Here is a 21,679-nt window from a genome sequence, read left to right on the forward strand (position 1 = left end):
TATGTCTCGCGTTTATTCTTCTACCCGCCGTAAATTTTCTCATCTGAGTCGTTCGGTCTTGATGGCTGCGGCTGTGTTGGGTACAACCCAAATGGTAACGGCAGGGCCAACAGTCGATCAACTGAGTGACTGTTTAGTAAAAGCCACGACGGCAGCGGATAAGACCACGGTGTTGCAATGGACGTTTAGTGCTTTAGCTGCGCATCCTGATTTAAAGGCATTTAGCAATGTCACGCCTGAGCAGAAAACCCAGCTGGATCAGAAGCTGGCGCAGGTGTTACAGCGTGTGATTGTAGAGCAGTGTTCGACGCAGACCAAAGCCGTGATTAAAGCCGAAGGAATTCAGGCAGTCGGTCAGGCTTTTCAGCAGTTAGGTCAGAGTGCGGGACAGGATATTGTCAAAGACCCAGCGGTCAGACAGCAGTTGCAAGGTACCTTGCGTTATATCGATTTAAATAAATTAGTGACGACTTTTTTAACACCTGATATCTGGAATAAGTTGGGTATTGTCAGGTAGTTTTACTCTCTTATAGATTAGAGGGAAAGTCACATAAAAAAAGGGCTTTCTATCTAAGTACAATCTATTTTTGATTAATGAATTTTTATGGTTGAAATTTCACTATTACTAGTTAATATATAAGTATTGATATATTAAAAATTAGTACCATTATGAGCAATATTAGTGAACATAAAATTTTAAGCATGCAAGTTGAAAATCTTAAAAATTTAAAAAAATTGGATATTAATTTTTTAGGTCACAATGTCACTGCAATTTTAGGTCCTAATGGCAATGGGAAGTCTACAATTTTACACGCTTTGGCATGTGCCTATTCATCATTGAATAATGACAAAGGGGAGGAGTATAAATTCAGTGATTTTTTCTTGCCAAATACCGATGCTCTTTGGAATAACTCTAGTTTAACTATAAATTATTCTTTTAAAGATAAGCAAAATGAACATATTGTCAATAGAAATTATCAAAAGAATGCTGATCGTTGGAGTCCTCGTTATGTAAATAGACATAAAAGAGAGATTTATTATATAGGTATTGATAAATGTGTACCAATGATTGAGTCTGAAAAAAAACAGTCACGTGTTAATTATTCGACTATTAATGTTAATACATCAGAAATTGAAAATGTCTTATCTAAAGCTTCGTATGTTCTTAATAAAACTTATACTCGTTATAATACACACAAATCTTCATCAAAAGAGTTTATTGGTGTTGAGGTTGGGGGGTTAAAATATTCTGCTCTAAGCATGAGTGCAGGTGAGCAAAAAGTTTTCCATATTTTGAGAACTGTATATGAAGCTAGCAAATATTCACTAATACTAATTGATGAACTAGATTTGTTGCTACATGATTTAGCTTTGCAGAAGTTGATTGAAGTCATTGTTGAAAGAGCAAATTCAAAAAAAATACAAGTTATTTTTACAACCCATAGAGAAAGTGTTGTTGAACGCACTGATATTAATATAAGGCATATTTATAGTTCAAATGAAAAAACCTATTGTTTGAATGAAACTAAACCAGATGCTGTCACTCGCTTAATTGGAGGACCAATTAGATCAATAAATATATTTGTAGAGGATGATCTCTCTAAAACTATTATTAATCAAGTTGCTTCTAAGCTAAAGTTAAAGAAACATATTCAAGTAGATCGTTTTGGTGCTGCATCAAATTGCTTTACTATTGCAGCTGGTATGTTTCTAAATAATCATAATTTAATATCTCATTATTTTGTTTTAGATGGTGATGTATATGTGTCCGAGGAAGACAAAAAAAGTGAAATTAGAAAAAAACTAGTAGGAGATGATCCATTGATGGTTCAGCTTCAACAAGCGAGTTTACAATCTATATTCCAATATAATTTACCTCCCCTTACTTCGCCTGAAAAGTTTATTTATCAAACATTATTAGATGATACATTTGATAGTTATCAGGTAGATGAAGAGGAGCAGGAAATATTAGATCTACTTAGACAGTTACCTTTGCCCTCAGAAAATCATGGTTTTATCAATGATTTGATTACACAATTAGGTGAAAGTAGGGATGCAGGATTAAGTCGTATCATTCGTCTATTATCAAAGACTACTAAATGGAATGATTATGTAAAGCCGATATATGAGTTTTTACATCCATATACTGTCACTCTTTTAGAGCCATCTACGCCAGTTCAAGTTGCCTGAAAGAAAACCCGCTCTAAAGCGGGTTTTCTTTTGAAATTAAATCAGTTTAACCAATCAATTTTTTCATTAATTCATTTACTTGAGCTGGGTTGGCTTTACCTTTTGCAGCTTTCATGACTTGACCAACCAAACCGTTAAAGGCTTTTTCCTTACCAGACTTGTACTCTTCAACCATTTTTTCATTGGCTGCAAGCACTTCTTTGATAATCGCTTCAATCGCACCGGTATCGGTTTCTTGCTTTAAGCCTTTCTCAGCAATAATGTCATCCGCAGATTTTCCTTCTGCTTCCCACATAAAGCCAAACACTTGCTTCGCGATTTTGCCGTTAATGGTATTGTCGACAATACGTGCAATCATGCCGCCCAATTGCTCAGCAGAAACAGGAGAGTCCGCCAATTCTAGGCCAGCTTTGTTTAAAGCGCCTGAGAATTCACCCATTACCCAGTTTGCTGATACTTTACCTTGCTTCGCACCGCCTGCAGCGACTACAACTGCTTCGTAGAAGTCAGCCATTTCGCGTGATAGCGTCAATACGTGCGCATCGTACTCAGTCACACCGAAGTCAGCAATAAAGCGTGCACGGCGTGCTTTAGGCAATTCTGGAAGGGCAGCGCGTGCCGCTTCGATTTGCTCGTCAGCAATGATCACTGGCAACAAGTCTGGATCCGGGAAGTAGCGATAGTCGTTCGCTTCTTCTTTCGAACGCATTGAACGGGTTTCCATCTTGTTCGGATCGAACAAACGGGTTTCCTGATCAATCTCGCCGCCGTATTCCAGAATTTCCATTTGGCGTTCAATTTCAACATTAATCGCTTGCTCAATGAAACGGAATGAGTTGAGGTTTTTCAACTCGCAACGCGTACCAAATGGTTGACCCGGGCGACGCAACGACACGTTACAGTCGGCACGGAATGAACCTTCTGCCATGTTACCATCAGAAATACCCAACCAACGCACGAGCGTGTGAATTGACTTGATATAGGCAACCGCTTCTTCAACTGAACGCATATCCGGCTCAGATACGATTTCAAGCAATGGTGTACCCGCACGGTTTAAGTCGATACCAGACATACCTTCGAACTGGTCATGAATCGATTTACCGGCATCTTCTTCAAGATGGGCACGAGTCACGCCAATACGCTTCACAGTGCCATCTTCAAGCTGGATATCGATATGACCCAAGCCCACAATCGGATTGTCCATCTGGCTGATCTGGTAGCCTTTTGGCGAATCTGGGTAGAAGTAGTTCTTACGCGCAAATACAGAGGCTTGGTCGATATACGCATCAATCCCCAAACCAAAGCGGATCGCAAGATCAACTACTTCGGCATTCAACACAGGTAATACACCCGGCATGGCTAAATCAACAAGGCTGGCTTGTGTATTTGGGTCTTGACCAAATTCAGTCGATGAACCGGAGAAGATTTTAGATTTGGTTGCAAGCTGAGTATGGATCTCGATCCCGATAACGACTTCCCAACCGTCAATTAACTTTAACTTTTGAGCTTCAGCCATTATGCATTCTCCTCAGCAATTGCCGCACGTTTGCTATGCCAGTCTGTGTTTTGTTGATATTGATGCACAATCGACAGCAATTGTGATTCTGACCAGTAGTTACCAATCAACTGTAAGCCTACAGGCAAGCTGTCTTTATCAAAACCAACTGGTGCGTTGATGGCTGGTAGACCCGCCAAGTTCACAGCAAGGGTATAGATATCGCCTAAATACATTTCAGTCGGGCTGAGATTCGCACCGATTTTGTAAGCTGTGGTTGGTGCAGATGGCGCAGCAATTACATCAACATTTTCAAATGCTTTGAGGAAGTCTTGCTGGATCAAACGACGTACTTTTTGTGCTTTGACATAGTAGGCATCGTAGTAACCCGCAGAAAGGGCATAAGTGCCGATCAAGATACGACGTTGGACTTCAGCACCAAAACCTTCTGAACGTGAACGTTTGTACAAGTCCATCAAGTCCACAGGATTTTCACAACGGTAGCCATAGCGTACACCGTCAAAACGTGACAGGTTTGAAGAGGCTTCCGCAGGCGCGATCAGGTAGTAAGTTGGTACATAGGCTTCAGTCATGTTGAGGTCAATCTCAACCAAGATTGCACCCATCTCTTCAAGCTTTTTCAATGACTCTTCAACGCGTGCTTTTACATCAGCGTCTAACCCTGCCACATTGAAGTATTGCTTTGGAATACCAATACGTAAACCTTTCACCGCTGTGCCGTTCAAATTAGCAACGTAATCATCCACTTCTTTGTTGATCGAAGTCGAGTCTTTGGCATCATGACCTGCAATCACATTCATCAAATAAGCACAGTCTTCTGCAGAACGTGCCATTGGACCGCCTTGATCCAGTGATGATGCATAGGCAATCATACCGAAGCGAGATACACGACCATAGGTCGGTTTCAAGCCGGTTAAGCCGCAGAATGAAGCTGGTTGACGAATTGAGCCACCTGTATCGGTGCCTGTCGCAATCGGTGCAAGATCAGCTGCCACAGCCGCTGCTGAGCCACCGGATGAACCTCCCGGTACATGATCCAGTGCCCAAGGGTTAGAGGTTGCACCGATGTAAGAATTTTCAGAGGTTGAACCCATGGCAAATTCGTCCATGTTCACCTTACCTAAAGTCACGAGACCCGCAGCTTTGGCTTTTGCAACCACGGTTGCGTCATAAGGTGAAATGAAGTTATCCAGCATTTTTGAACCGGCCGTGGTTTTAATGCCTTGGGTACAAAAAATATCTTTATGGGCAAGGGGAATACCCGCTAGCGCATGTGCATTGCCTGACTTCAGTGCTGCATCAGCCGCATCAGCTTCGGCCAATGCCTGTTCTGCGGTGACGGTCACATAGCTTTTTACTTTCGGGTCAATTTTTGCAATACGCTTTAAATAGTGTTCAGTCAATTCACGTGATGAAAATTGGGCTTGTTTCAGGCCTTCAGAGAGTTCACGGATTGATAAGCGATGTAAATCTGTCATATGAAAAATTTCTTTACATTCTAAATATAAAATATTGACTAATCGAATAAAACTTATTCAATTACGCGAGGTACGAGGTACAAACCTGCTTCAGTAGCAGGGGCGACCGCTTGATATTCATCACGATGGTTGCTTTCAGTCACAACGTCAGCGCGTAAAGGTTGCGGGTTATCAAATGGGCTCTTTAAAGGCTCAACATCATCGGTATTAATGCCTTTCAAGCTTTCCATCATGCCAAGAATTTTATTTAAACTTTGAGCATATTCAGCAGATTGCGTGTCATTGAGAGATAAACGTGCAAGGTGTGCGATTTGTGAGACCGTTTGCGCGTTTAAGTCTGTTGTCTGCTGAGCATCTGATGATGTAGACATAACTTTACCTAATTCAGTATTAAAAAATTTCAAAATATCGTGCGTTATAATAAGCGATTGACTTGTTCAAATCATCACATTTAGTTAAAGTTGCCACCTTGTATTCACACAAAGTTTAATTGAGAACGCCCCCGTGATTCTAAAACGACTAATTGGCTTGTTTTCGCCGGATTTAGCCATTGATTTAGGTACTGCAAATACACTTATTTATGCACCAGGCCGTGGCATTATATTAAATGAACCAACTGTTGTGGCAATTCGTCACAGTGGTTCACAAAAAATTGTTGCCGCTGTAGGACTTGATGCTAAACAAATGTTAGGCCGTACACCAGCGAATATTTCAGCGATTCGTCCGATGAAAGACGGTGTCATTGCTGACTTTGAAGTAACTGAGACCATGTTGAATCAGTTTATTGGCAAAGTGCATGAAAAGCGTTTATTCCCGCCAGCGCCACGTGTTGTGGTCTGTGTACCATGTAAATCGACTCTGGTTGAGCGTCGTGCCATTCGTGAGGCTGTATTCAATGCAGGCGCACGTGATGTCCGCCTAATCGAGGAGCCAATGGCGGCTGCAATTGGCGCAGGTATGCCGGTTGAGCAAGCCTGTGGTTCAATGGTCGTTGATGTCGGTGGTGGTACCACTGAAATCGCCATCATTTCATTGCAAGGTTGTGTATACGCAGATTCATTACGTATCGGTGGTGATGTATTTGATGAACAGATCATCAACTACGTTCGTAAAGCGCACGGTTGTGTGATCGGGGAAACCACAGCTGAAGTGATCAAGAAAGAAGTGGGTATGGCTGTTACAGACGGCAAAACCCTTGAAATCGAAGTTCGCGGCCGTAATCTGGCAGAGGGTGTTCCTCGCGCGATTACCGTGACTTCTGATGAAATCACCCAAGCCATTGCTGATCCATTGCAAAGCATTGTCAGTGCGGTGAAATCTGCACTTGAACAAACGCCTCCTGAATTGTCTTCGGATATTGCGGAACGCGGTATCGTGTTGACCGGTGGTGGTGCATTGCTACGTAACCTGGATAAATTACTTGCACAAGAAACAGGTCTGCCTGTGATTGTTGCTGATGATCCTTTAACTTGCGTTACTCGTGGTGGCGGTAAAGTTTTAGAGTTCTTTGACAATCCAAACCATGACATGCTTTTCGTTGGTTAAATCATAAGGACGAGGCGGTGCAACCGAATCTTTTTTCAAGACAACCGCCATCTTTTCGCTCATTTGTCATTGCGGTCATTACATGTCTGGTGGTGCTTTTCTTTGATTGGCGCATGCCCTATGTCATCCAACCCGCAAGGGATGTCTTGTATGCCGCGTATAATCCGATTTATGCGCTGGCAAGCTATCCTGTACTGTCGCGAGAATGGCTTAACCAACAAACCAAATCCGAAGCCCAATTGCGCCGTGAAAATACGGCCATGCAGGCTGAACTCCTTCAGGCACAAGTCCGTCTACAAAAGCTTTCAGAACTCTCTGCGGAAAATAATCGTTTAAGAGGGCTGTTGGATACACCATTGATTATCGATGGTCGTATGCAGATTGCCGAAGTGATCGGCACCGATGCTGACCCATTGCGGCATATTATTATCATTAACCGTGGTTCCATGGATCATTTAAGAACAGGACAAACTGTGCTGGATGATAAGGGGATTATGGGACAGATTATTAATGTCTATCCACATAGTTCACGGATTATGCTGCTATCTGATAAAGAACATTCATTATCGGTACGTCTAGAACGTACAGGAATGCGTGCCATTGTCACGGGTACGGGTGATCTGGGACAACTTAAAATGGAATATGTGCCGACCAGTGCCAATATTCAGGTTGGGGACAAGGTCTATAGCTCTGGACTCGGTGAACATTTTCCGGCAGGTTACTTAGTGGGTACGGTATCCAAAGTCAGTCGACATACCTCGGGTGAATTTGCTGAAATCGACGTGGCACCTGCTGCCCAACTGGCTAGTGGTCATCATGTGGTTGTTTTATTCTCGGAATCTTTAGCGCAGGAGCAACCGTATGCCGATCGCTAAACTGAACTATGAGAAACGCAAAGATCCACTGTTGATGATTATCCTGTCGATTGTGATAGGTTCCGTATTGATGATCTATCCGATCCCTTATGAGGCATCCGGATGGCGTCCATCGATGATGTTGATGATCATGCTGTTCTGGATTCTTTACCAGCCGGTCTGGTGCGGGGTCTGGTTTGCCTTCGGGATGGGGCTTTTTGTTGACCTGTTGCTCGATGCACCGTTTGGCTTAAATGCACTGAGTTTTGTGCTGATTGCCTTTACGACACGCTATTTGATTCGTGAACGCCGCATTCTGACCTTCGGAAACTCCTGGGTGATTGCGGTACTGGCAATTGTTGCGCATATTACCTTTCTGTGGATTAGCCAGACCATTGCCGGAACACATTTCTCGATTGCGCGTCACTGGCAACCTGTGGTGACAGGTGTGTTAGCATGGCCACTGGTTTATTATTGTTTGCATAAATGGCGCATATAATTCTCGCATCCAGCTCGCCGCGTCGGCAGGAGCTATTGACACAACTGGGTCTGGACTTTGAAATTTACAGTCCGGATATCGACGAGGCTGTGCAGGAGGGGGAAGCGGTTGAACACTATGTTGAACGTTTGGCCCGAGCCAAGGCGCAAGTGGTGTTAGAGCAGTTTCCTGATGTCATTGTGATTGCGGCAGATACCAGTGTAAGTTTTGCGGGCAAGATTATTGGAAAACCGGAATCAAAACAGCATGCCTTTGAAATCTGGGCCATACTGTCTGGACAATGGCATGAGGTTTACTCTGGCCTCTGTGTGGCAACGTCTGCACAGGTGCTGAGTACCGCGGTATGCACTCAGGTCGAGTTACAGCCACTGAGTCTGGTAGAGATGGAAAAATATTGGGCGACTGGCGAGCCAGTAGGAAAAGCGGGCGCCTATGCGATACAGGGAATTGCTGCACAATATATTCCTCAAATTCGGGGCAGCTACAGTAATGTAGTGGGTTTGCCTCTTTATGAGACAGCACAGTTATTAGAAAGGGTTAAAGCCTAAGTATTGGAATACTGGGGATAACACTTTCGGATATAAGAATTTTTATAAAGTTTTGAGTTTGTTATGGCAGAAGAGTTGCTGATTAACGTCACGCCGATGGAATGTCGTGTGGCATTGATTGAAAATGGTACGGTCAATGAACTATTTGTTGAGCGTACGGTTAAACGTGGGTTAGTGGGTAATATCTACAAAGGTAAGGTGGTGCGTGTCCTGCCAGGGATGCAAGCGGCCTTTGTCGATATTGGTTTGTCTCGAACCGCTTTTTTGCATATTAACGATATGGTGTGGTCGCGTTCGCAACCCACCCCCAATGTCTTCGAGCTATTACATCCCGGGCAAATGCTGACGGTTCAGGTCATGAAGGACATGCTGGGAACCAAAGGCGCGCGCCTGAGCACCGATCTTTCCATTCCTTCGCGCTATCTGGTGTTGATGCCGTATGGCAATCACATTGGTGTATCTCAGCGAATCGAATCTGAAGATGAACGGGATCGGCTACGTGGCATTATTGAAGGCATTCAGGCCGAGCATCATTTGCCGGGCAGTGTGATTGTGCGTACTGCCGCTGAAGGCGTCGATGAAGCTGCGATTGCACAGGACATGTGCTATCTCAGCAAGTTATGGGAATTTATCCAGCGTAAACAAAAAGAAGCGGCGACGGCTGAACTGATTTTTGAAGAGTTACCTTTACCGCAACGCATCGTACGTGATCTGGCCAGTGATGAAACCGCAAAGATTTATGTCGATTCACGCGAGATTCACGGCAAACTCAGTGAGTTTGTGGATGAGTTTGTGCCGACCATTCAAAACCGTCTGATTCATTATCCGGGTGAGAAACCGTTATTCGATTTATATAACGTCGAAGAAGATATTCAAAAAGCCTTGCAAACCCGTGTCGCGCTCAAGTCAGGCGGTTATCTGATGATTGACCAGACCGAGGCCATGACCACCATTGATGTGAATACCGGTTCTTATGTCGGCGGGCGTAGCTTGGAAGACACGGTATTTAAAACCAATATGGAAGCCACACAAGTGATTGCAAGACAACTTCGTCTGCGCAATCTGGGCGGCATTATCATCATTGATTTTATTGACATGCAGGAAGCCGAGCATCGGGAAGAGGTGATGCGCCAGTTCGAACGTATGCTCGAGCGCGACCACGCCAAAACCAAAATTACCCAGGTTTCCGAGCTAGGTCTGGTAGAGATGACGCGTAAACGGACCCGTGAATCTTTGGAACATTTACTCTGTGAATCGTGCCCAACCTGTCAGGGGCGGGGATATGTGAAAACAGCAGAGACAGTATGTTACGAGATATTTCGAGAGATTCTGCGTTATGCCCGTGCATTTGATTCCAAGGGTGGCTTTACTGTCGTTGCGCATCCAGCAGTGATTGATCGGCTCTTAACAGCAGAAGCCCCAGCTGTCGCGGATTTAGAACATTTTATTAATCGTGTGATCAAATTCCAGGTGGAAAATCTGTATACGCAAGAGCAATACGATATCATTTTAACCTAAAGTTGTAACAAGATTTCGCTTAAGCCTTGTTACAACTGAAATTTTACTTTCTATCATGAATTTTAAATACTAGAACCATAGAATGAGCCATAGGTACTTTTGGGTCCCTTAGCAAATAATATGAGGTATATAATGATGAATGTAACTGAAAGATTAGTGAGTCACGGTTTTAAACACGTTTTAGATAGCACCCCTGTAAACACTTGCTACATGGTCGACAGTCAAGGTAAAGAAGTTCAGATTACCACAGCGATGATTCGCTCAGCCTGCCATCAGCTCTTACAGCGTTGCCGTACAATTAAAAAGTAAGGGGCTAACGAAAGCCCCTTAATTTATTCTGTTATTCTAATTTTCGACTTTTTGCGCTTGCGGCAAATCTTGAATTGCCTGTTCAAAACGTTGAATCTCTTCTTCTAAATGTGTCAGTAAATTCTGCATTTTCGGTAATGCATTACGACATGCAATCAAGCCGACTTCCAGTTTATCCAGATAACTGGTCATGGTGATATTCAGTGCCTGGCCATCCATCACAATCGATGCAGGGTAGAGTGCATCCAGTTTGGCACCATTCCAGTACAAAGGCTCACGCGGGCCGGGAACATTGGAAATTACAAGGTTAAAGGCCTGACGCTTCGGCAACATACCTGAGGCAATGTTTAAACCTGCAGGTCCATAGACGACTGCGCTATAGTTTAAAATTTCATTGGCAGTCATACGGCTAAAGCGTTGCTTCGAGTTCTGTACGCTACGGCGAATGATGTCGAGACGTTCAATCGGATCTTCGATATGGGTGGCCAGATTGGCCAGAATCATGGTAATACGGTTGCTGACATCCGAATCGTCGGTCCGTAAAGACGCAGGCACCATCGCAATCAGCGGCTTTTTCGGCAAGCTATTGTGACTGAGCAGATATTCACGTAATGCGCCAGAGCAGACTGCCAAAATTACATCATTCAGGGTTACGCCCAATGACTTGGCAATACGGCGGAAACGTTCCAGTTCAAATGATTGTGCTGCAAAGCGACGTGAAGAACTGACGCGTTGATTCAGGATCGAAGGCGGTGCCTGAAAGGTCGAGACATAGTCCGGATTTCTACCCATCTCTTTAAAGATAGTTTGTGACAGTTCCTGCATGACCTTTGGAGCCACTTCAAGCTGGGATTTAATGCCTTCCATCACGCCTTTAATTTTGCTCACCGTCGGTGGCTTAGGCGCTTTTAAACGTTTAGTTCTTTTGCCTTCTACACACCATAACGGTACCACATGCTTTTCATTTGGATCATGAGAAAGCGATTTTTCAATCAGGCGCATGCCTGCCACGCCGTCGACCATAGCATGGTGAATCTTGAAATACATGGCAAAACGGTTGCCTTCAATACCTTCGATAATGTCGCAGGTCCACAGTGGCTTGGCACGGTCAATCAATGAACTATGCTGCTGAGAGATATACACTAGCAGTTCACGGATACGTCCTGGATTAGGTAAAGCGATATGACGGAAATGATGATCTAGATCGAACTCGCTATCCTCACCCCAGAATAAACCATTCAGCTGATTGTTAAATGGAGGCACAGGAATACTCTTGGACTGACGAATTTCCTCAACTAAATCATGTACAAAGGTCGATGATGCATTTTCAGGAAGCTCGAATAGAAACAATCCCCCTACATGCATAGGCTGTTGCCGTTTCTCTAATGAGAGAAAAATAAAATCAATGGGGTGTAGTGGGCGCATAGCAGATCTAGCCTCTCATCGCATTTTTTATAAGATACTCTATGAGTTCTTATTCGTCTTATTGAACCGTTCTGCGCAGTATATACTGTTTGTTCTGGTTAAAATATGACTTTGTACAGACGAGTCAGGAAAAATAAAACCACTGACGAATCAGTGGTTTTATTTTAATACGGAGCGAAAATCAGTGATTTAGGTGCAAACCGCATTCACGATGTTCTTCACCTTTGGTCGGATCAAAGTAATCTTCATTGTCCGGTAAATTATGTTTTTGCATATATTCCCATAGGTCTTTTGAGGTCCATTTTAATAATGGCGCAACCTTGATCAGACCATCCGGATTAATACTGACCGGGTCCATTTCTGCACGAACTGCGGTATCGGTGGCACGTAAAGCGGTAAACCAGACTTTAGGCGCAGTTTCACGGATTGCACGTTCAAAAGGCTCTAACTTTACTTCAGCGGTAAAGGCTTCGTGCTTTGGATCATCGAGTGCCGGTACAGGACCTTCCAGTGCTTCACGATGTGCGCGTGAACGTTTTGGCAGGTAAGTAAGAAGGTTCAAATTCAGTAACTTGCTAATTTCATCTACATATCGATAAGTGGTTTCGGTGTTGTAGCCATTATCCATCCAAACGACCTGAATATCAGGTTTGACACGCGTCAACATGTGCAGAATGACAGCTTCAAATGGACGGAAATTCGTTGTCACAATGGCTTTTTCATTTAAGCTTAATGCCCACTCAATTAGTTTTTCAGCATCATTGCCAAATTCTGTATTGATTTGATCCAAATTTAAAGTCATAACACGTTGCCTTTTATGCTCATCGGTCTTCGTCGTTTACACGACATACTGCCTCATATAGTAATGCAATTATGCCGAGTCGGATATGTTCGCCAAGGAAATTCTTATTCAAAAAATCTATGGTTAGACCATGAAAAAAGGGCAATTGTTGAGCACATCTCCATGCTAAACTAGCGCAATTTTTAACACATAGGATAGTTGAATAAGCATGGAAATCGTATGCCTAGATCTTGAAGGGGTGTTAGTTCCGGAAATCTGGATTAACTTTGCCAAAAAAACAGGGATCAAAGAACTTGAGGCGACTACACGTGATATTCCTGATTACGATGTGCTGATGACGCAACGTCTCAACATCCTAAAACAGCATGGTTTGGGCTTAAATGATATCCAGGCCGTGATTGCAGAGATGGGGCCTTTTGAAGGGGCAAAAGAGTTTGTGGAATGGGCGCGTACGCATTTCCAGCTGATTATTTTATCTGATACCTTCTATGAGTTTGCTCATCCATTGATGAAACAGTTGGGATGGCCAACCATTTTCTGTCATAAGCTTGAAACCGATGAAAACGGCATGATTACGGCGTATAAATTACGCCAGCCAGATCAGAAGCGTCAAGCGGTAAAAGCCTTGCATGGCTTGAACTTCCGTGTGATTGCGGCAGGGGATTCGTATAATGATACTACCATGCTGGGTGAAGCAGATCATGGTTTCCTGTTTGATGCGCCAGATAATGTGATTGCAGAATTTCCGCAGTTTCCGCCATTGCATGGTTATGAGGCATTAAAGCAGGCGATTCGTTCTGTATCACAACGTGATATTCCAGAATAATGAATCCATTTGATTACTGATTTTTAAAAATTCCAAAATAATAAAAGGCGCTTAAAGCGCCTTTTATTATGCGTCAAGTATTAGAACTTATAGCCAATTTTTAAGCCATATGCGATTGCATCATTATTCTCAAATTCAGCCACATACCCCGGTGTATTAAATTGAGAACCTGATTGCGCTTTTGCATCACCGAGCCAGAAGTATTTCACACCACCCGCAATAAAGGTAGAAGGTGTAGGACTATATTGCACACCGACACCGACATTCCAGTAGCCTTCTGTTGGGCCTAATGTGGTGACAGGGTTACCTGCACCAGAGTCCCAACCTACAGAGAGGTTGCCAGCCCATTGGTCATTGATTTTACGACCAACGCCTGCGGTAATCGAGTATTGATCTTCGGTATAGGCCACCAGATCGAAACCGTCTTTTTTGCCTGTATTCTTTACAATATCCGATAGAACTGAACCTTTACCAAATTTGTATGGGCGGATTGCAAAGTCTTTCCAGTTCACCCAACGTAAGTTTGCAAATGCAATCGTGTTCTCCATGATTCCGGTTTGAAAATCAAGATTGATGGATTGAGGTGTGGTGATTTCTGTCTGACCTTCAGAATTATTAATCTGAGTGAAACCTGCATTGATGTCTGGAGATGGTGTCATACCTGCAGCGCCATGTTTTTCATAAGCATTCATTTCATGCTTGATCTTGGCGCGATAAGTTAGAGAGGCTTTAAGCGCAATTTCAGGCATTTGATAAGCAACGCCCGCTAACCAGCCCACTGCTTCATCACGACCTGTTTTAAAATCATAACCGTTATAGGCACTATAGCTTTCACCGCGTAATAACACGGTGCTGTCAAGGGTTTGATAAACCGCACCTGCATACAGGTTCCAGTTCTGGTTCGGCTGGTAACCAAATAACAGGTTTAAGTTTTCAGTATCCACAGTAACGGATGTGCCACCTTTAAACGGGACCGGACGGCTTTCGATAAAGTTACTATGACCTGTATATTCTGCATCGGCACCATAAGGTTGGTCATAAATCAAACCAATTGAAAATTTATCTGTGGCTTGAATTTTTAAGGAAGCGTTAGGCGAGTAGTAATGGTTCGCCATATTGCCTGTATTGTTTTGGGAAATATCTTTACCTGATACATTCGGATCAAGAATGGTAATACCCGCTTCAAAATAATTGTTGGGTTGCAGGAATGCTGCAATTGATTGGCCCGAGCGATCCAGTGCTGCGGCAAATGTTGTCGTTGTTGGAACCAAGCTAAGTAGAAGAGCCGTTTGAATAGCATTCAGCTTCATTAATATGTTCTCTCAAATCACTTTGTAACAGAATGGCGCGAAAAGTATCATAATTTTTATGGGCTTAAATATTTTACAAATGTCAATAAATGAACTGCTAAGGTCACCAAAAATACTTGAGCATTCACATTTTTTATTGGCGAATTCTGTGCGCTAAATAAGCAATGATATTTAACTATTATTTTGATTTTATTTATTAAAAGGGAATAAAAAAGGCCATCCTGAGATGACCTTTTGCTTTAAATGATTGGATTAGAATTTATAACCAATTTTTAAACCGTAAGCGATCGCATTGTTATCTTCAAACTTAGCGACATATTCATTACCACCTGCTTGAGCGCCAGTTTGCGCTTTCGCATCGCCTAACCAGAAATATTTCACGCCACCCGCGATAAATGTTGCAGGAGTCGGGCTATATTGTAAGCCTAGACCTACGTTCCAGTAACCTTCTGTTGGACCAAGTGTGGTCACAGGGTTACCAGCACCAGAATCCCAACCTACAGAAACGTTACCTGCCCATTGTTCGCTAAGTTTACGTCCAACACCAGCGTTTACTGACCATTGGTCATCAGCATATTCAACAAGGTTGAAACCATCTGGACGACCGACTAAGCCGCCAATTTGTTTAGATAATAAACCAAACTTGTAAGGCTGGATTGCAAAGTCTTTCCAGTTCACCCAACGAACGTTTGCAAATGCGACTGTATTCGCCATGATCCCAGTCTGGAAATCCAAGTTAACAGATTGAGGTGTGGTAATTTTAGTTTTCTTACCTGCACTACCTTCTTCAAGGGCTTGAGCCTGAGCTAATGCTTCAGCCTCAGAAACTCCTAATAAGTTTGCTAAAACAGCTGGATTATTTGTTAATGCTGACGTTACAGAAAGTTTTTCATTAATATTAACTTTATGGTCGATTTCAGAGCGGTAAGTTACCGATGCTTTTAATGCAATTTCAGGAATCTGATATGCTGCACCGACTAGCCAACCAGCACCACCAGTTTCTTTGATATCTGCATCATAACCATTGTAGATACTATATGCTGTACCACGTAGATTTACTTTGCCTTTTACAGTCTGATAAACACCACCAGCATAAAGGTTCAAATTTTTAATTGGTTGATAGCCAAAAACGAGTGAAATATTTTGTGTGTCAACTTCAACGCCAGTATTACCTATACCTAAAGATTTATTAGCCTCTAGAAGACCTTGTTGCATTGCTAAAAGTGGTTTACTTGCTTCTGCTAACACAGCTTGAGTCGCTACTTGTTGACTCAAACCTTGAGACATTAATTTTCCAATAGCTGCTTTTGCTTGATCTGATTGCATGAATGCAGCAATTTTAGCTCTACCTGCATCAGCAAGAGCATCTAAACGATCTTGAGCAAGTACGGTATCAGAACCAGGTTTCGATACAAAAACATTTTCACCAGTATATTTTGCATCAGCGCCAAATGGTTGATCGTAAAGTAGACCAAATGAAACATTATCAGTCAGTTGAAGTTTTAAGGCTGCGCTAGGGAAGTAATAATCATCACCCATATCACCAATTTTGCGTGTCGTTGCTGATGTGCCTGCTTCTTGACCTTTTACTGTTGGATCTAGAACCGAAATCCCCGCTTCAAAATAATTACCCGGCTGTAAAAAAGCAGACATAGATTGACCTGAACGGTCTAACGCTGCTGCAAAAACTCCAGTTGCAGGTAGCGTTGCTAAGATCATGGCAGTGCTAAGATGTTTTAATTTCATTTTTAATCTTTCCTTGAACTTCAAGATTCTTAAGTGTTAAGAAGCTATGATCTGACAACAAAAAGTTATCTATTGTGATTGGCTATAACTTCATGTAACAAAAATACCATAATTAAAATAAGAGTAAATGTTCTAAATGAACTCGACAGTATGAGCAGATCGCTGAAAGTGGACAAAAATAAATCTTAAAAAATTTATATACATATGTGTTTTTATTGGTAATATGATGATAAATATAAAATATTATTTTCAAATAATAATCATTTATTTTTGCAGTTTTGAAAAAAAAGTTTTTTATTTGGTCAAAGATTTTTTGTAAAAAATGAGATTTATTTCTTCATGATTTAAGTTTTTGGTGTTTTTTAAGCCAATTTTCAGAATTCAAATAATTTTATTGCGAAAGCCGTATTGTACGGAGACTGCCACACTTCAATTTATCTAGGGCTAAACAGCAAAGATGCATAAGCCAGATAAGACTAAAATAAAAAAAGCATCTCATGACAAGATGCTTTTTTAAACCTACTGTCGGTACAGGGGTTATTTGATATTCGGATCACCCTGTTTCAAGAAGAAACGTAATGCCAGTTTTTGTACCCAAGTCCCATAAGGTGGGTAGAACAGTTGGGTCGGGAAGAAACGATGACGGGCAAATACGGTTTTAGCATGTGAAAGTTCTCGGAAACCTTCTTCACCGTGATAAGTCCCCATGCCTGAGTTGCCAATGCCACCAAAAGGTGCATCATGATTGACCACATGCCAGCCCCAGTCATTGATGGTGACCCCACCTGAGTGAGTCTGCTTGAGAATATAATCTCGTTCACCGGCATCATGGCTAAAACAATATAAGGCCAGCGGTCTTTCGCCTGAACGAATATATTGAAGGGCCTCATCTAAAGTATCGTAGGCGACAACAGGTAACACAGGACCAAACAATTCTTCTTTTAAAATCCGCATGTCTGCTGTGCAATTCAATACGATATGTACCGGCATACGGCGTGCATCTTTATCACGATCATATTCACCGCAGGCAATCACCTGTGCACCTTTGGCTTGTGCATCATCCAGTATCTCTAATAAACGTTTGAGATGACGGTCATTTACAATCGAGGTGTAATTAGAGTTAGTGCTGATATTTGCACCATACATGTTGGTAAAGCTGGATTGGCATTCAGCAACGAAGTCATCCACCTTTTCTTTTGGCACTAATGCATAGTCAGGGGCAACACAGATCTGACCACAATTGGTCGCTTTACCATGTAATACCCGCTTTGCTGCATCGGCTAAAGGATAGTTACGGCTAATCAGGGCCGGGGATTTACCCCCTAGTTCAAGGGTTACCGGGGTCAGGTTGTCTGCCGCTGCACGCATTACCACACGGCCAATCGCAGGTGAACCTGTAAATACGATATGGTTAAAAGGCAGAGAGGTAAATTGGGCTGGATCTAAAATTTCTTCACCAAACACCGCCACTTCATCTTCCCTAAACACTTCGGCCAGCATACGTTTAACCACGGCATTGGTTGCTGGTGTCACTTCAGGCAGTTTAATCATGACCCGATTGCCCGCAGCAATTGCCGCAATCAGAGGACCTAAAGCCAGATAAACAGGGAAGTTCCAGGGCACAATCACGCCAACCACACCTTTGGGCTGATATTGCACACGCAGATGATTGGATAAAAACAGCAATTCAGTATGGCGTTTGCTGGGGCGCATCCAGCGTTTTAAGTGGCGAATCGCATGTTCTGCCTCGAGTACTGAACCGAGCAAGTCGAGTAATTTTGACTCATCAACTGAGCGTGAACTAAAGTCACTATTGATTGCAGTGGCAATTACATCTTGATAACGGATGATTTGTTTTTTTATTTGAACGAGCTTGCTGCGACGATCATCCAGCTCCGGATAAGGCTTGGCATCAAAAGCATGACGTTGTTGTTTAAAAACCGAATACATATGTTCAGTTGCCGAATCAGCCAAAGCGTGGGAAGTTGAAAGTGTCATTTGTTGCTCCTTTCATGCTTATTAGTAGAATAGACTTTATGATTGATGTGCTTTGTGGTCGATGTTAAATTGAGACAACAAAAAGTAATTTCGTGCCATTATGCATCATCACTCAAGGAAAGAGGTGAGAAAATGCGTAAATCAGCTGCTGGATACAATGTAATTGAAGGGCGCTATGATGATCCAGATACCGGCTCGGGAATTCCCTTACTTGGCTTAACCAGTTTGCTCAATGAAATGCAGCAGCAAGGATATCCAATACCCGTTGTGCTGGAAGGAACGGGGATTGCAGTTGAAGCCTTAACCAGCGCCACGGCCAATGTCTCTCAATATCAGAAGTTAAAACTTTTTCAGAATATCCAGCGCCTGTCTAAAGACCCTCTGATCGGAATACGTGCCGGACAAAAGCAACGCTTATCTGATTTTGGGGTATATGGCTATGCCTTATATGCATCGCGCAATCTGCAACAGGCTGCTGAGTTAGGGATGCGCCATATCAAGCTTGCAGGCCCCGTTCTCAAAAAAACCTTTTATATTCAAAATAACACGGCCATTTTCGAAGGTCATGAAATTATTGCGTTGGGTAAGCTGTTACCGTTGGTGTGCGAGTTCTGGTTCAGCTCCATTCAAACCCTGATTGAATGTGTATTGGAAGCACCGTTTCAAGCGCAAAAACTGTTGCTGCCTTATCCTGCGCCGGCCTATGCCGAAGAATATCAAAAAGCCTTCCGTTGTCCGGTGGAGTTTGATGCTGATGTGATGCAGTGGCATTTTGCACTTGAGTGGCTAGATCAACCCTGTCCCAATGCCAATCCGATTACGGCGGCCATGTGCCAATCCTTTTGTGCGCGTATGCTGGGTACAGCGGACGAGCAACAAGAGCCGGAATTGGTACGTACCATTCGCCTGTTACTATTAGATTCGGTCGGGGGCTTTCCGACCGCGCAAGCAATCGCGGATCAACTGCATTTATCTAAAAGGACCTTATACCGTCGTCTGGCAGATCTCGAGATGAGCTATCAGGAGATTTTAGATAGCACCAGAAGAAGACTGGCAGATGAATATTTAGCCACCAGTTTAAGTGTGGATGAAATTGCGGAACGATTGGGATTTTCAGATACCTCGAATTTCAGGAAAGCATACCGGAACTGGGTGGGTATTTCACCAAATGAATATAGAGCGAATAAAAACAAGATAATTGAATAAGAAAAATAGGTTTTATTCTCAAAATATGAATTTACTCTTTTATTTTCTGATATAAATTAGAAAGTATATTGTTATAATTTTCCAGCCCTTTTAAATAAGCAGATAGCCGCTTGTATTTTAGCCAAGTGTGTTGCCGGATAATTAAATGATATTTATTTTAATTATCATTCAATAAAATGTGTTAAATTTTAATCAAAAATTGCACCATAATGTGTCATTATTTTAATCAATATAGGTCATTTAAAAAGCTTATTTTGATTGTTCGGTATATAATAATATTTTAAAAATCATAAATTTGATAATAATGAACCCGATTTAATTTTTAAAACATTTTTCATGTGAATGGATGGGGTATACATATAATAAAATTAAATGAATTGCTTAAAGTTAAATCGCATAGAATCGGTCCTTAATTCGGGTAAGGTGTTTACCCATAAAAAAAACTTATCAGGCTAAGGATTGCTTTAAATGCTGACTTTTTTAGGTATCAGCATGATCATGTGTTTCATGTATTTGATCATGTCAAAACGTCTCAGTGCATTGGTTGCATTAATCTTAATTCCTTTTATCTTCGCTATTATTGCCTGGGGCTTAGGTTTCTATTTTGAAAGCCTGAGTCATATTCAGTTGGCTGAGCTTGGAAATACCATGCTGGATGGTATTAAGAAGCTTGCTCCAACAGGCGTAATGCTACTTTTCGCCATTTTATATTTTGCTTTAATGATCGACTCGGGTCTTTTCGATCCGTCCGTCAGATGGATTTTGAAGAAAGTCAAAGGTGATCCACTAAAAATCACTTTAGGAACGGTCTTTTTAACCCTGCTGGTATCCTTGGATGGTGACGGTTCAACCACCTATATGATCTGTGTGGCAGCCATGATGCCATTATATAAACGGGTGGGGATGAATCCGCTGATCATGACCTGCTTGATGTTGCTGTGTAGTGGTGTGATGAACCTTACGCCGTGGGGCGGGCCAACTGCACGTGCAGCCAGTGCGCTTCAGGTCGATGCCAGTGATGTTTTTATCCCGATGATTCCGTCTATGGTGATTGCAGCAGCCTGGTTATTCTTCCTGGCCTATCTCTATGGCAAATATGAGCGTAAACGTCTGGGCGTGATTGAACTGGTGGATATTAGCCATGCGGACAATATCTCCATTTCCAAAGATCCGGAAGCACAACGTCCGCACTTACGCTGGTTTAACGGTATTCTTACTCTGGTACTCATGGCGTCTTTGGTAAAAGGGATTTTACCGATGTCGATCCTGTTTATGCTGGGCTTCTGTATTGCATTGGTGGTGAACTACCCATGCGTCAATATGCAGAAAAAACGGATTGCGATGCATGCGGATAGCGTATTGGCCGTGGTCGGTGTGATCTTTGCTGCAGGTGTATTCACCGGTATTTTATCGGGCACGGGCATGGTTGAAGCGATGTCGAAAGGCTTCGTTGCTGTGATTCCGCCAAGCTTAGGACCTTATCTGGCACCGATCACTGGGGTTTTGAGCATGCCTCTAACCTTCTTCATGTCGAATGATGCTTTCTATTTTGGTGTGTTACCGATTTTAGCTGAAGCAGCATCACATTATGGAATTAGCCCTGTTGAAGTAGCACGTGCCTCGATTATTGGACAGCCAATTCATTTATTATCTCCACTGGTACCTTCGACCTATTTATTATGTGGTTTAGCCTCTGTTGAATTGGCCGATCATCAAAAATTTACCTTGAAGTGGGCATTTATTACCTGTTGCGTACTCATGGGTAGTGCTTTGATATTTGGTGTTTTTCCATTTTATAATCTGTAATTCTGATTATTCATGTGCTTTTATATCGAAAATATAAAAGCACATCATTTGATTTGAATCCCTGTTTATTTATTTTTTGCTTGGAATAGAGCGAAACAGATTT

At 42.5% G+C, this 21,679-nt stretch carries 19 protein-coding genes; 11 read left to right on the forward strand and 8 right to left on the reverse strand.

All coding sequences use genetic code 11. The features are described 5' to 3' along the window. Position 1: 1 nt before the first annotated feature. Together J699_RS02625 and J699_RS02620 are read left to right on the forward strand one after the other, a co-directional pair. Complete coding sequence (locus tag J699_RS02625) at positions 2–517, forward strand: hypothetical protein (protein WP_032882968.1); 516 nt, start codon at positions 2–4, stop codon at positions 515–517. 152 nt (positions 518–669) lie between these two features. Then, positions 670–2,190, forward strand: coding sequence for an ATP-binding protein (locus J699_RS02620; RefSeq protein WP_032869926.1), 1,521 nt, complete (start codon positions 670–672; stop codon positions 2,188–2,190). A 46-nt stretch (positions 2,191–2,236) separates the two neighbouring features. Here the strand turns inward: J699_RS02620 and gatB are convergent, their stop codons facing one another. The 3 genes from gatB to gatC are packed head-to-tail and all read right to left on the reverse strand — an operon-like array spanning position 2,237 to position 5,555. After that, positions 2,237–3,706, reverse strand: a complete 1,470-nt coding sequence (gene gatB / locus J699_RS02615; protein ID WP_032869924.1) for an Asp-tRNA(Asn)/Glu-tRNA(Gln) amidotransferase subunit GatB — start codon at positions 3,704–3,706, stop codon at positions 2,237–2,239. Then, entirely contained in the window at positions 3,706–5,184 is a 1,479-nt protein-coding gene (gene gatA, locus J699_RS02610) for an Asp-tRNA(Asn)/Glu-tRNA(Gln) amidotransferase subunit GatA (RefSeq protein WP_032869922.1), read from the reverse strand. Before gatA ends, gatB begins: the two co-directional genes overlap by 1 nt. A 53-nt stretch (positions 5,185–5,237) precedes the next feature. Continuing rightward, a complete protein-coding gene (gene gatC / locus J699_RS02605; RefSeq protein WP_004652310.1) occupies positions 5,238–5,555 on the reverse strand; it encodes an Asp-tRNA(Asn)/Glu-tRNA(Gln) amidotransferase subunit GatC in 318 nt (105 codons plus the stop codon). A 133-nt stretch (positions 5,556–5,688) separates the two neighbouring features. Between gatC and J699_RS02600 the strand changes: the two genes are divergently transcribed. From J699_RS02600 to J699_RS19375, 6 genes are all read left to right on the forward strand, one after another. Next, positions 5,689–6,729 (forward strand): rod shape-determining protein, encoded by a 1,041-nt coding sequence (locus J699_RS02600; RefSeq protein ID WP_005226999.1) that lies wholly within the window; start codon positions 5,689–5,691, stop codon positions 6,727–6,729. Between the two features lie 17 nt (positions 6,730–6,746). Beyond that, positions 6,747–7,604 carry a rod shape-determining protein MreC gene (mreC, locus tag J699_RS02595; RefSeq protein ID WP_005227000.1) on the forward strand — a complete coding sequence of 286 codons (858 nt, stop codon included), beginning with the start codon at positions 6,747–6,749 and terminating at the stop codon, positions 7,602–7,604. After that, positions 7,591–8,082: a rod shape-determining protein MreD gene (mreD, locus tag J699_RS02590; RefSeq protein ID WP_005227001.1), complete on the forward strand. Its 492-nt coding sequence runs from the start codon at positions 7,591–7,593 to the stop codon at positions 8,080–8,082. Before mreC ends, mreD begins: the two co-directional genes overlap by 14 nt. Continuing rightward, the gene (locus tag J699_RS02585; RefSeq protein WP_032869919.1) at positions 8,070–8,630 is read left to right on the forward strand and encodes a Maf-like protein; all 561 of its coding nucleotides are present in this window, start codon (positions 8,070–8,072) and stop codon (positions 8,628–8,630) included. Before mreD ends, J699_RS02585 begins: the two co-directional genes overlap by 13 nt. Before the next feature lie 63 nt (positions 8,631–8,693). Further along, positions 8,694–10,148: a ribonuclease G gene (gene rng / locus J699_RS02580; RefSeq protein WP_005227003.1), complete on the forward strand. Its 1,455-nt coding sequence runs from the start codon at positions 8,694–8,696 to the stop codon at positions 10,146–10,148. A gap of 135 nt (positions 10,149–10,283) precedes the next feature. Beyond that, entirely contained in the window at positions 10,284–10,457 is a 174-nt protein-coding gene (locus J699_RS19375) for a PA1571 family protein (RefSeq protein ID WP_104021909.1), read from the forward strand. A 36-nt stretch (positions 10,458–10,493) separates the two neighbouring features. Here the strand turns inward: J699_RS19375 and J699_RS02575 are convergent, their stop codons facing one another. After that, entirely contained in the window at positions 10,494–11,882 is a 1,389-nt protein-coding gene (locus J699_RS02575) for a WS/DGAT/MGAT family O-acyltransferase (protein WP_032869915.1), read from the reverse strand. Between the two features lie 181 nt (positions 11,883–12,063). Next, a complete protein-coding gene (locus J699_RS02570; RefSeq protein ID WP_005227006.1) occupies positions 12,064–12,684 on the reverse strand; it encodes a phosphoadenosine phosphosulfate reductase family protein in 621 nt (206 codons plus the stop codon). A gap of 208 nt (positions 12,685–12,892) precedes the next feature. Here J699_RS02570 and thrH point away from each other — a divergent pair, with 208 nt between their 5' ends. Next, positions 12,893–13,510 (forward strand): bifunctional phosphoserine phosphatase/homoserine phosphotransferase ThrH, encoded by a 618-nt coding sequence (thrH, locus tag J699_RS02565; RefSeq protein WP_032869911.1) that lies wholly within the window; start codon positions 12,893–12,895, stop codon positions 13,508–13,510. An 80-nt stretch (positions 13,511–13,590) separates the two neighbouring features. Here the strand turns inward: thrH and J699_RS02560 are convergent, their stop codons facing one another. The 3 genes from J699_RS02560 to J699_RS02550 form a co-directional block, all read right to left on the reverse strand. Beyond that, on the reverse strand, positions 13,591–14,820 hold the full coding sequence (locus J699_RS02560; RefSeq protein ID WP_032869909.1) for an OmpP1/FadL family transporter: 1,230 nt from the start codon (positions 14,818–14,820) through the stop codon (positions 13,591–13,593). Between the two features lie 252 nt (positions 14,821–15,072). Then, on the reverse strand, positions 15,073–16,566 hold the full coding sequence (locus J699_RS02555) for an outer membrane protein transport protein (protein ID WP_032869908.1): 1,494 nt from the start codon (positions 16,564–16,566) through the stop codon (positions 15,073–15,075). Between the two features lie 537 nt (positions 16,567–17,103). Then, positions 17,104–18,564, reverse strand: coding sequence for a coniferyl aldehyde dehydrogenase (locus J699_RS02550; RefSeq protein ID WP_032869907.1), 1,461 nt, complete (start codon positions 18,562–18,564; stop codon positions 17,104–17,106). 132 nt (positions 18,565–18,696) lie between these two features. Here J699_RS02550 and J699_RS02545 point away from each other — a divergent pair, with 132 nt between their 5' ends. Next, a complete protein-coding gene (locus J699_RS02545; protein WP_032869906.1) occupies positions 18,697–19,770 on the forward strand; it encodes an AraC family transcriptional regulator in 1,074 nt (357 codons plus the stop codon). A 468-nt stretch (positions 19,771–20,238) separates the two neighbouring features. Continuing rightward, on the forward strand, positions 20,239–21,576 hold the full coding sequence (locus J699_RS02540; protein ID WP_005227013.1) for a CitMHS family transporter: 1,338 nt from the start codon (positions 20,239–20,241) through the stop codon (positions 21,574–21,576). Positions 21,577–21,679: the final 103 nt, after the last annotated feature.

This window comes from Acinetobacter sp. 1000160 (assembly GCF_000588715.1).
GTDB lineage: Bacteria > Pseudomonadota > Gammaproteobacteria > Pseudomonadales > Moraxellaceae > Acinetobacter > Acinetobacter courvalinii.

Bases quoted from the DNA above. Each gene is read 5' to 3' on its own strand.
- gatA (WP_032869922.1), bottom strand. From the start codon at position 5,184: ATGACAGATTTACATCGCTTATCAATCCGTGAACTCTCTGAAGGCCTG.
- J699_RS02560 (WP_032869909.1), bottom strand. From the start codon at position 14,820: ATGAAGCTGAATGCTATTCAAACGGCTCTTCTACTTAGCTTGGTTCCA.
- mreD (WP_005227001.1), top strand. From the start codon at position 7,591: ATGCCGATCGCTAAACTGAACTATGAGAAACGCAAAGATCCACTGTTG.
- J699_RS02620 (WP_032869926.1), top strand. From the start codon at position 670: ATGAGCAATATTAGTGAACATAAAATTTTAAGCATGCAAGTTGAAAAT.
- J699_RS02550 (WP_032869907.1), bottom strand. From the start codon at position 18,564: ATGACACTTTCAACTTCCCACGCTTTGGCTGATTCGGCAACTGAACAT.
- gatC (WP_004652310.1), bottom strand. From the start codon at position 5,555: ATGTCTACATCATCAGATGCTCAGCAGACAACAGACTTAAACGCGCAA.
- J699_RS02575 (WP_032869915.1), bottom strand. From the start codon at position 11,882: ATGCGCCCACTACACCCCATTGATTTTATTTTTCTCTCATTAGAGAAA.
- thrH (WP_032869911.1), top strand. From the start codon at position 12,893: ATGGAAATCGTATGCCTAGATCTTGAAGGGGTGTTAGTTCCGGAAATC.
- J699_RS02540 (WP_005227013.1), top strand. From the start codon at position 20,239: ATGCTGACTTTTTTAGGTATCAGCATGATCATGTGTTTCATGTATTTG.
- J699_RS02585 (WP_032869919.1), top strand. From the start codon at position 8,070: ATGGCGCATATAATTCTCGCATCCAGCTCGCCGCGTCGGCAGGAGCTA.
- J699_RS02555 (WP_032869908.1), bottom strand. From the start codon at position 16,566: ATGAAATTAAAACATCTTAGCACTGCCATGATCTTAGCAACGCTACCT.
- J699_RS19375 (WP_104021909.1), top strand. From the start codon at position 10,284: ATGAATGTAACTGAAAGATTAGTGAGTCACGGTTTTAAACACGTTTTA.
- gatB (WP_032869924.1), bottom strand. From the start codon at position 3,706: ATGGCTGAAGCTCAAAAGTTAAAGTTAATTGACGGTTGGGAAGTCGTT.
- J699_RS02545 (WP_032869906.1), top strand. From the start codon at position 18,697: ATGCGTAAATCAGCTGCTGGATACAATGTAATTGAAGGGCGCTATGAT.
- rng (WP_005227003.1), top strand. From the start codon at position 8,694: ATGGCAGAAGAGTTGCTGATTAACGTCACGCCGATGGAATGTCGTGTG.
- J699_RS02625 (WP_032882968.1), top strand. From the start codon at position 2: ATGTCTCGCGTTTATTCTTCTACCCGCCGTAAATTTTCTCATCTGAGT.
- J699_RS02570 (WP_005227006.1), bottom strand. From the start codon at position 12,684: ATGACTTTAAATTTGGATCAAATCAATACAGAATTTGGCAATGATGCT.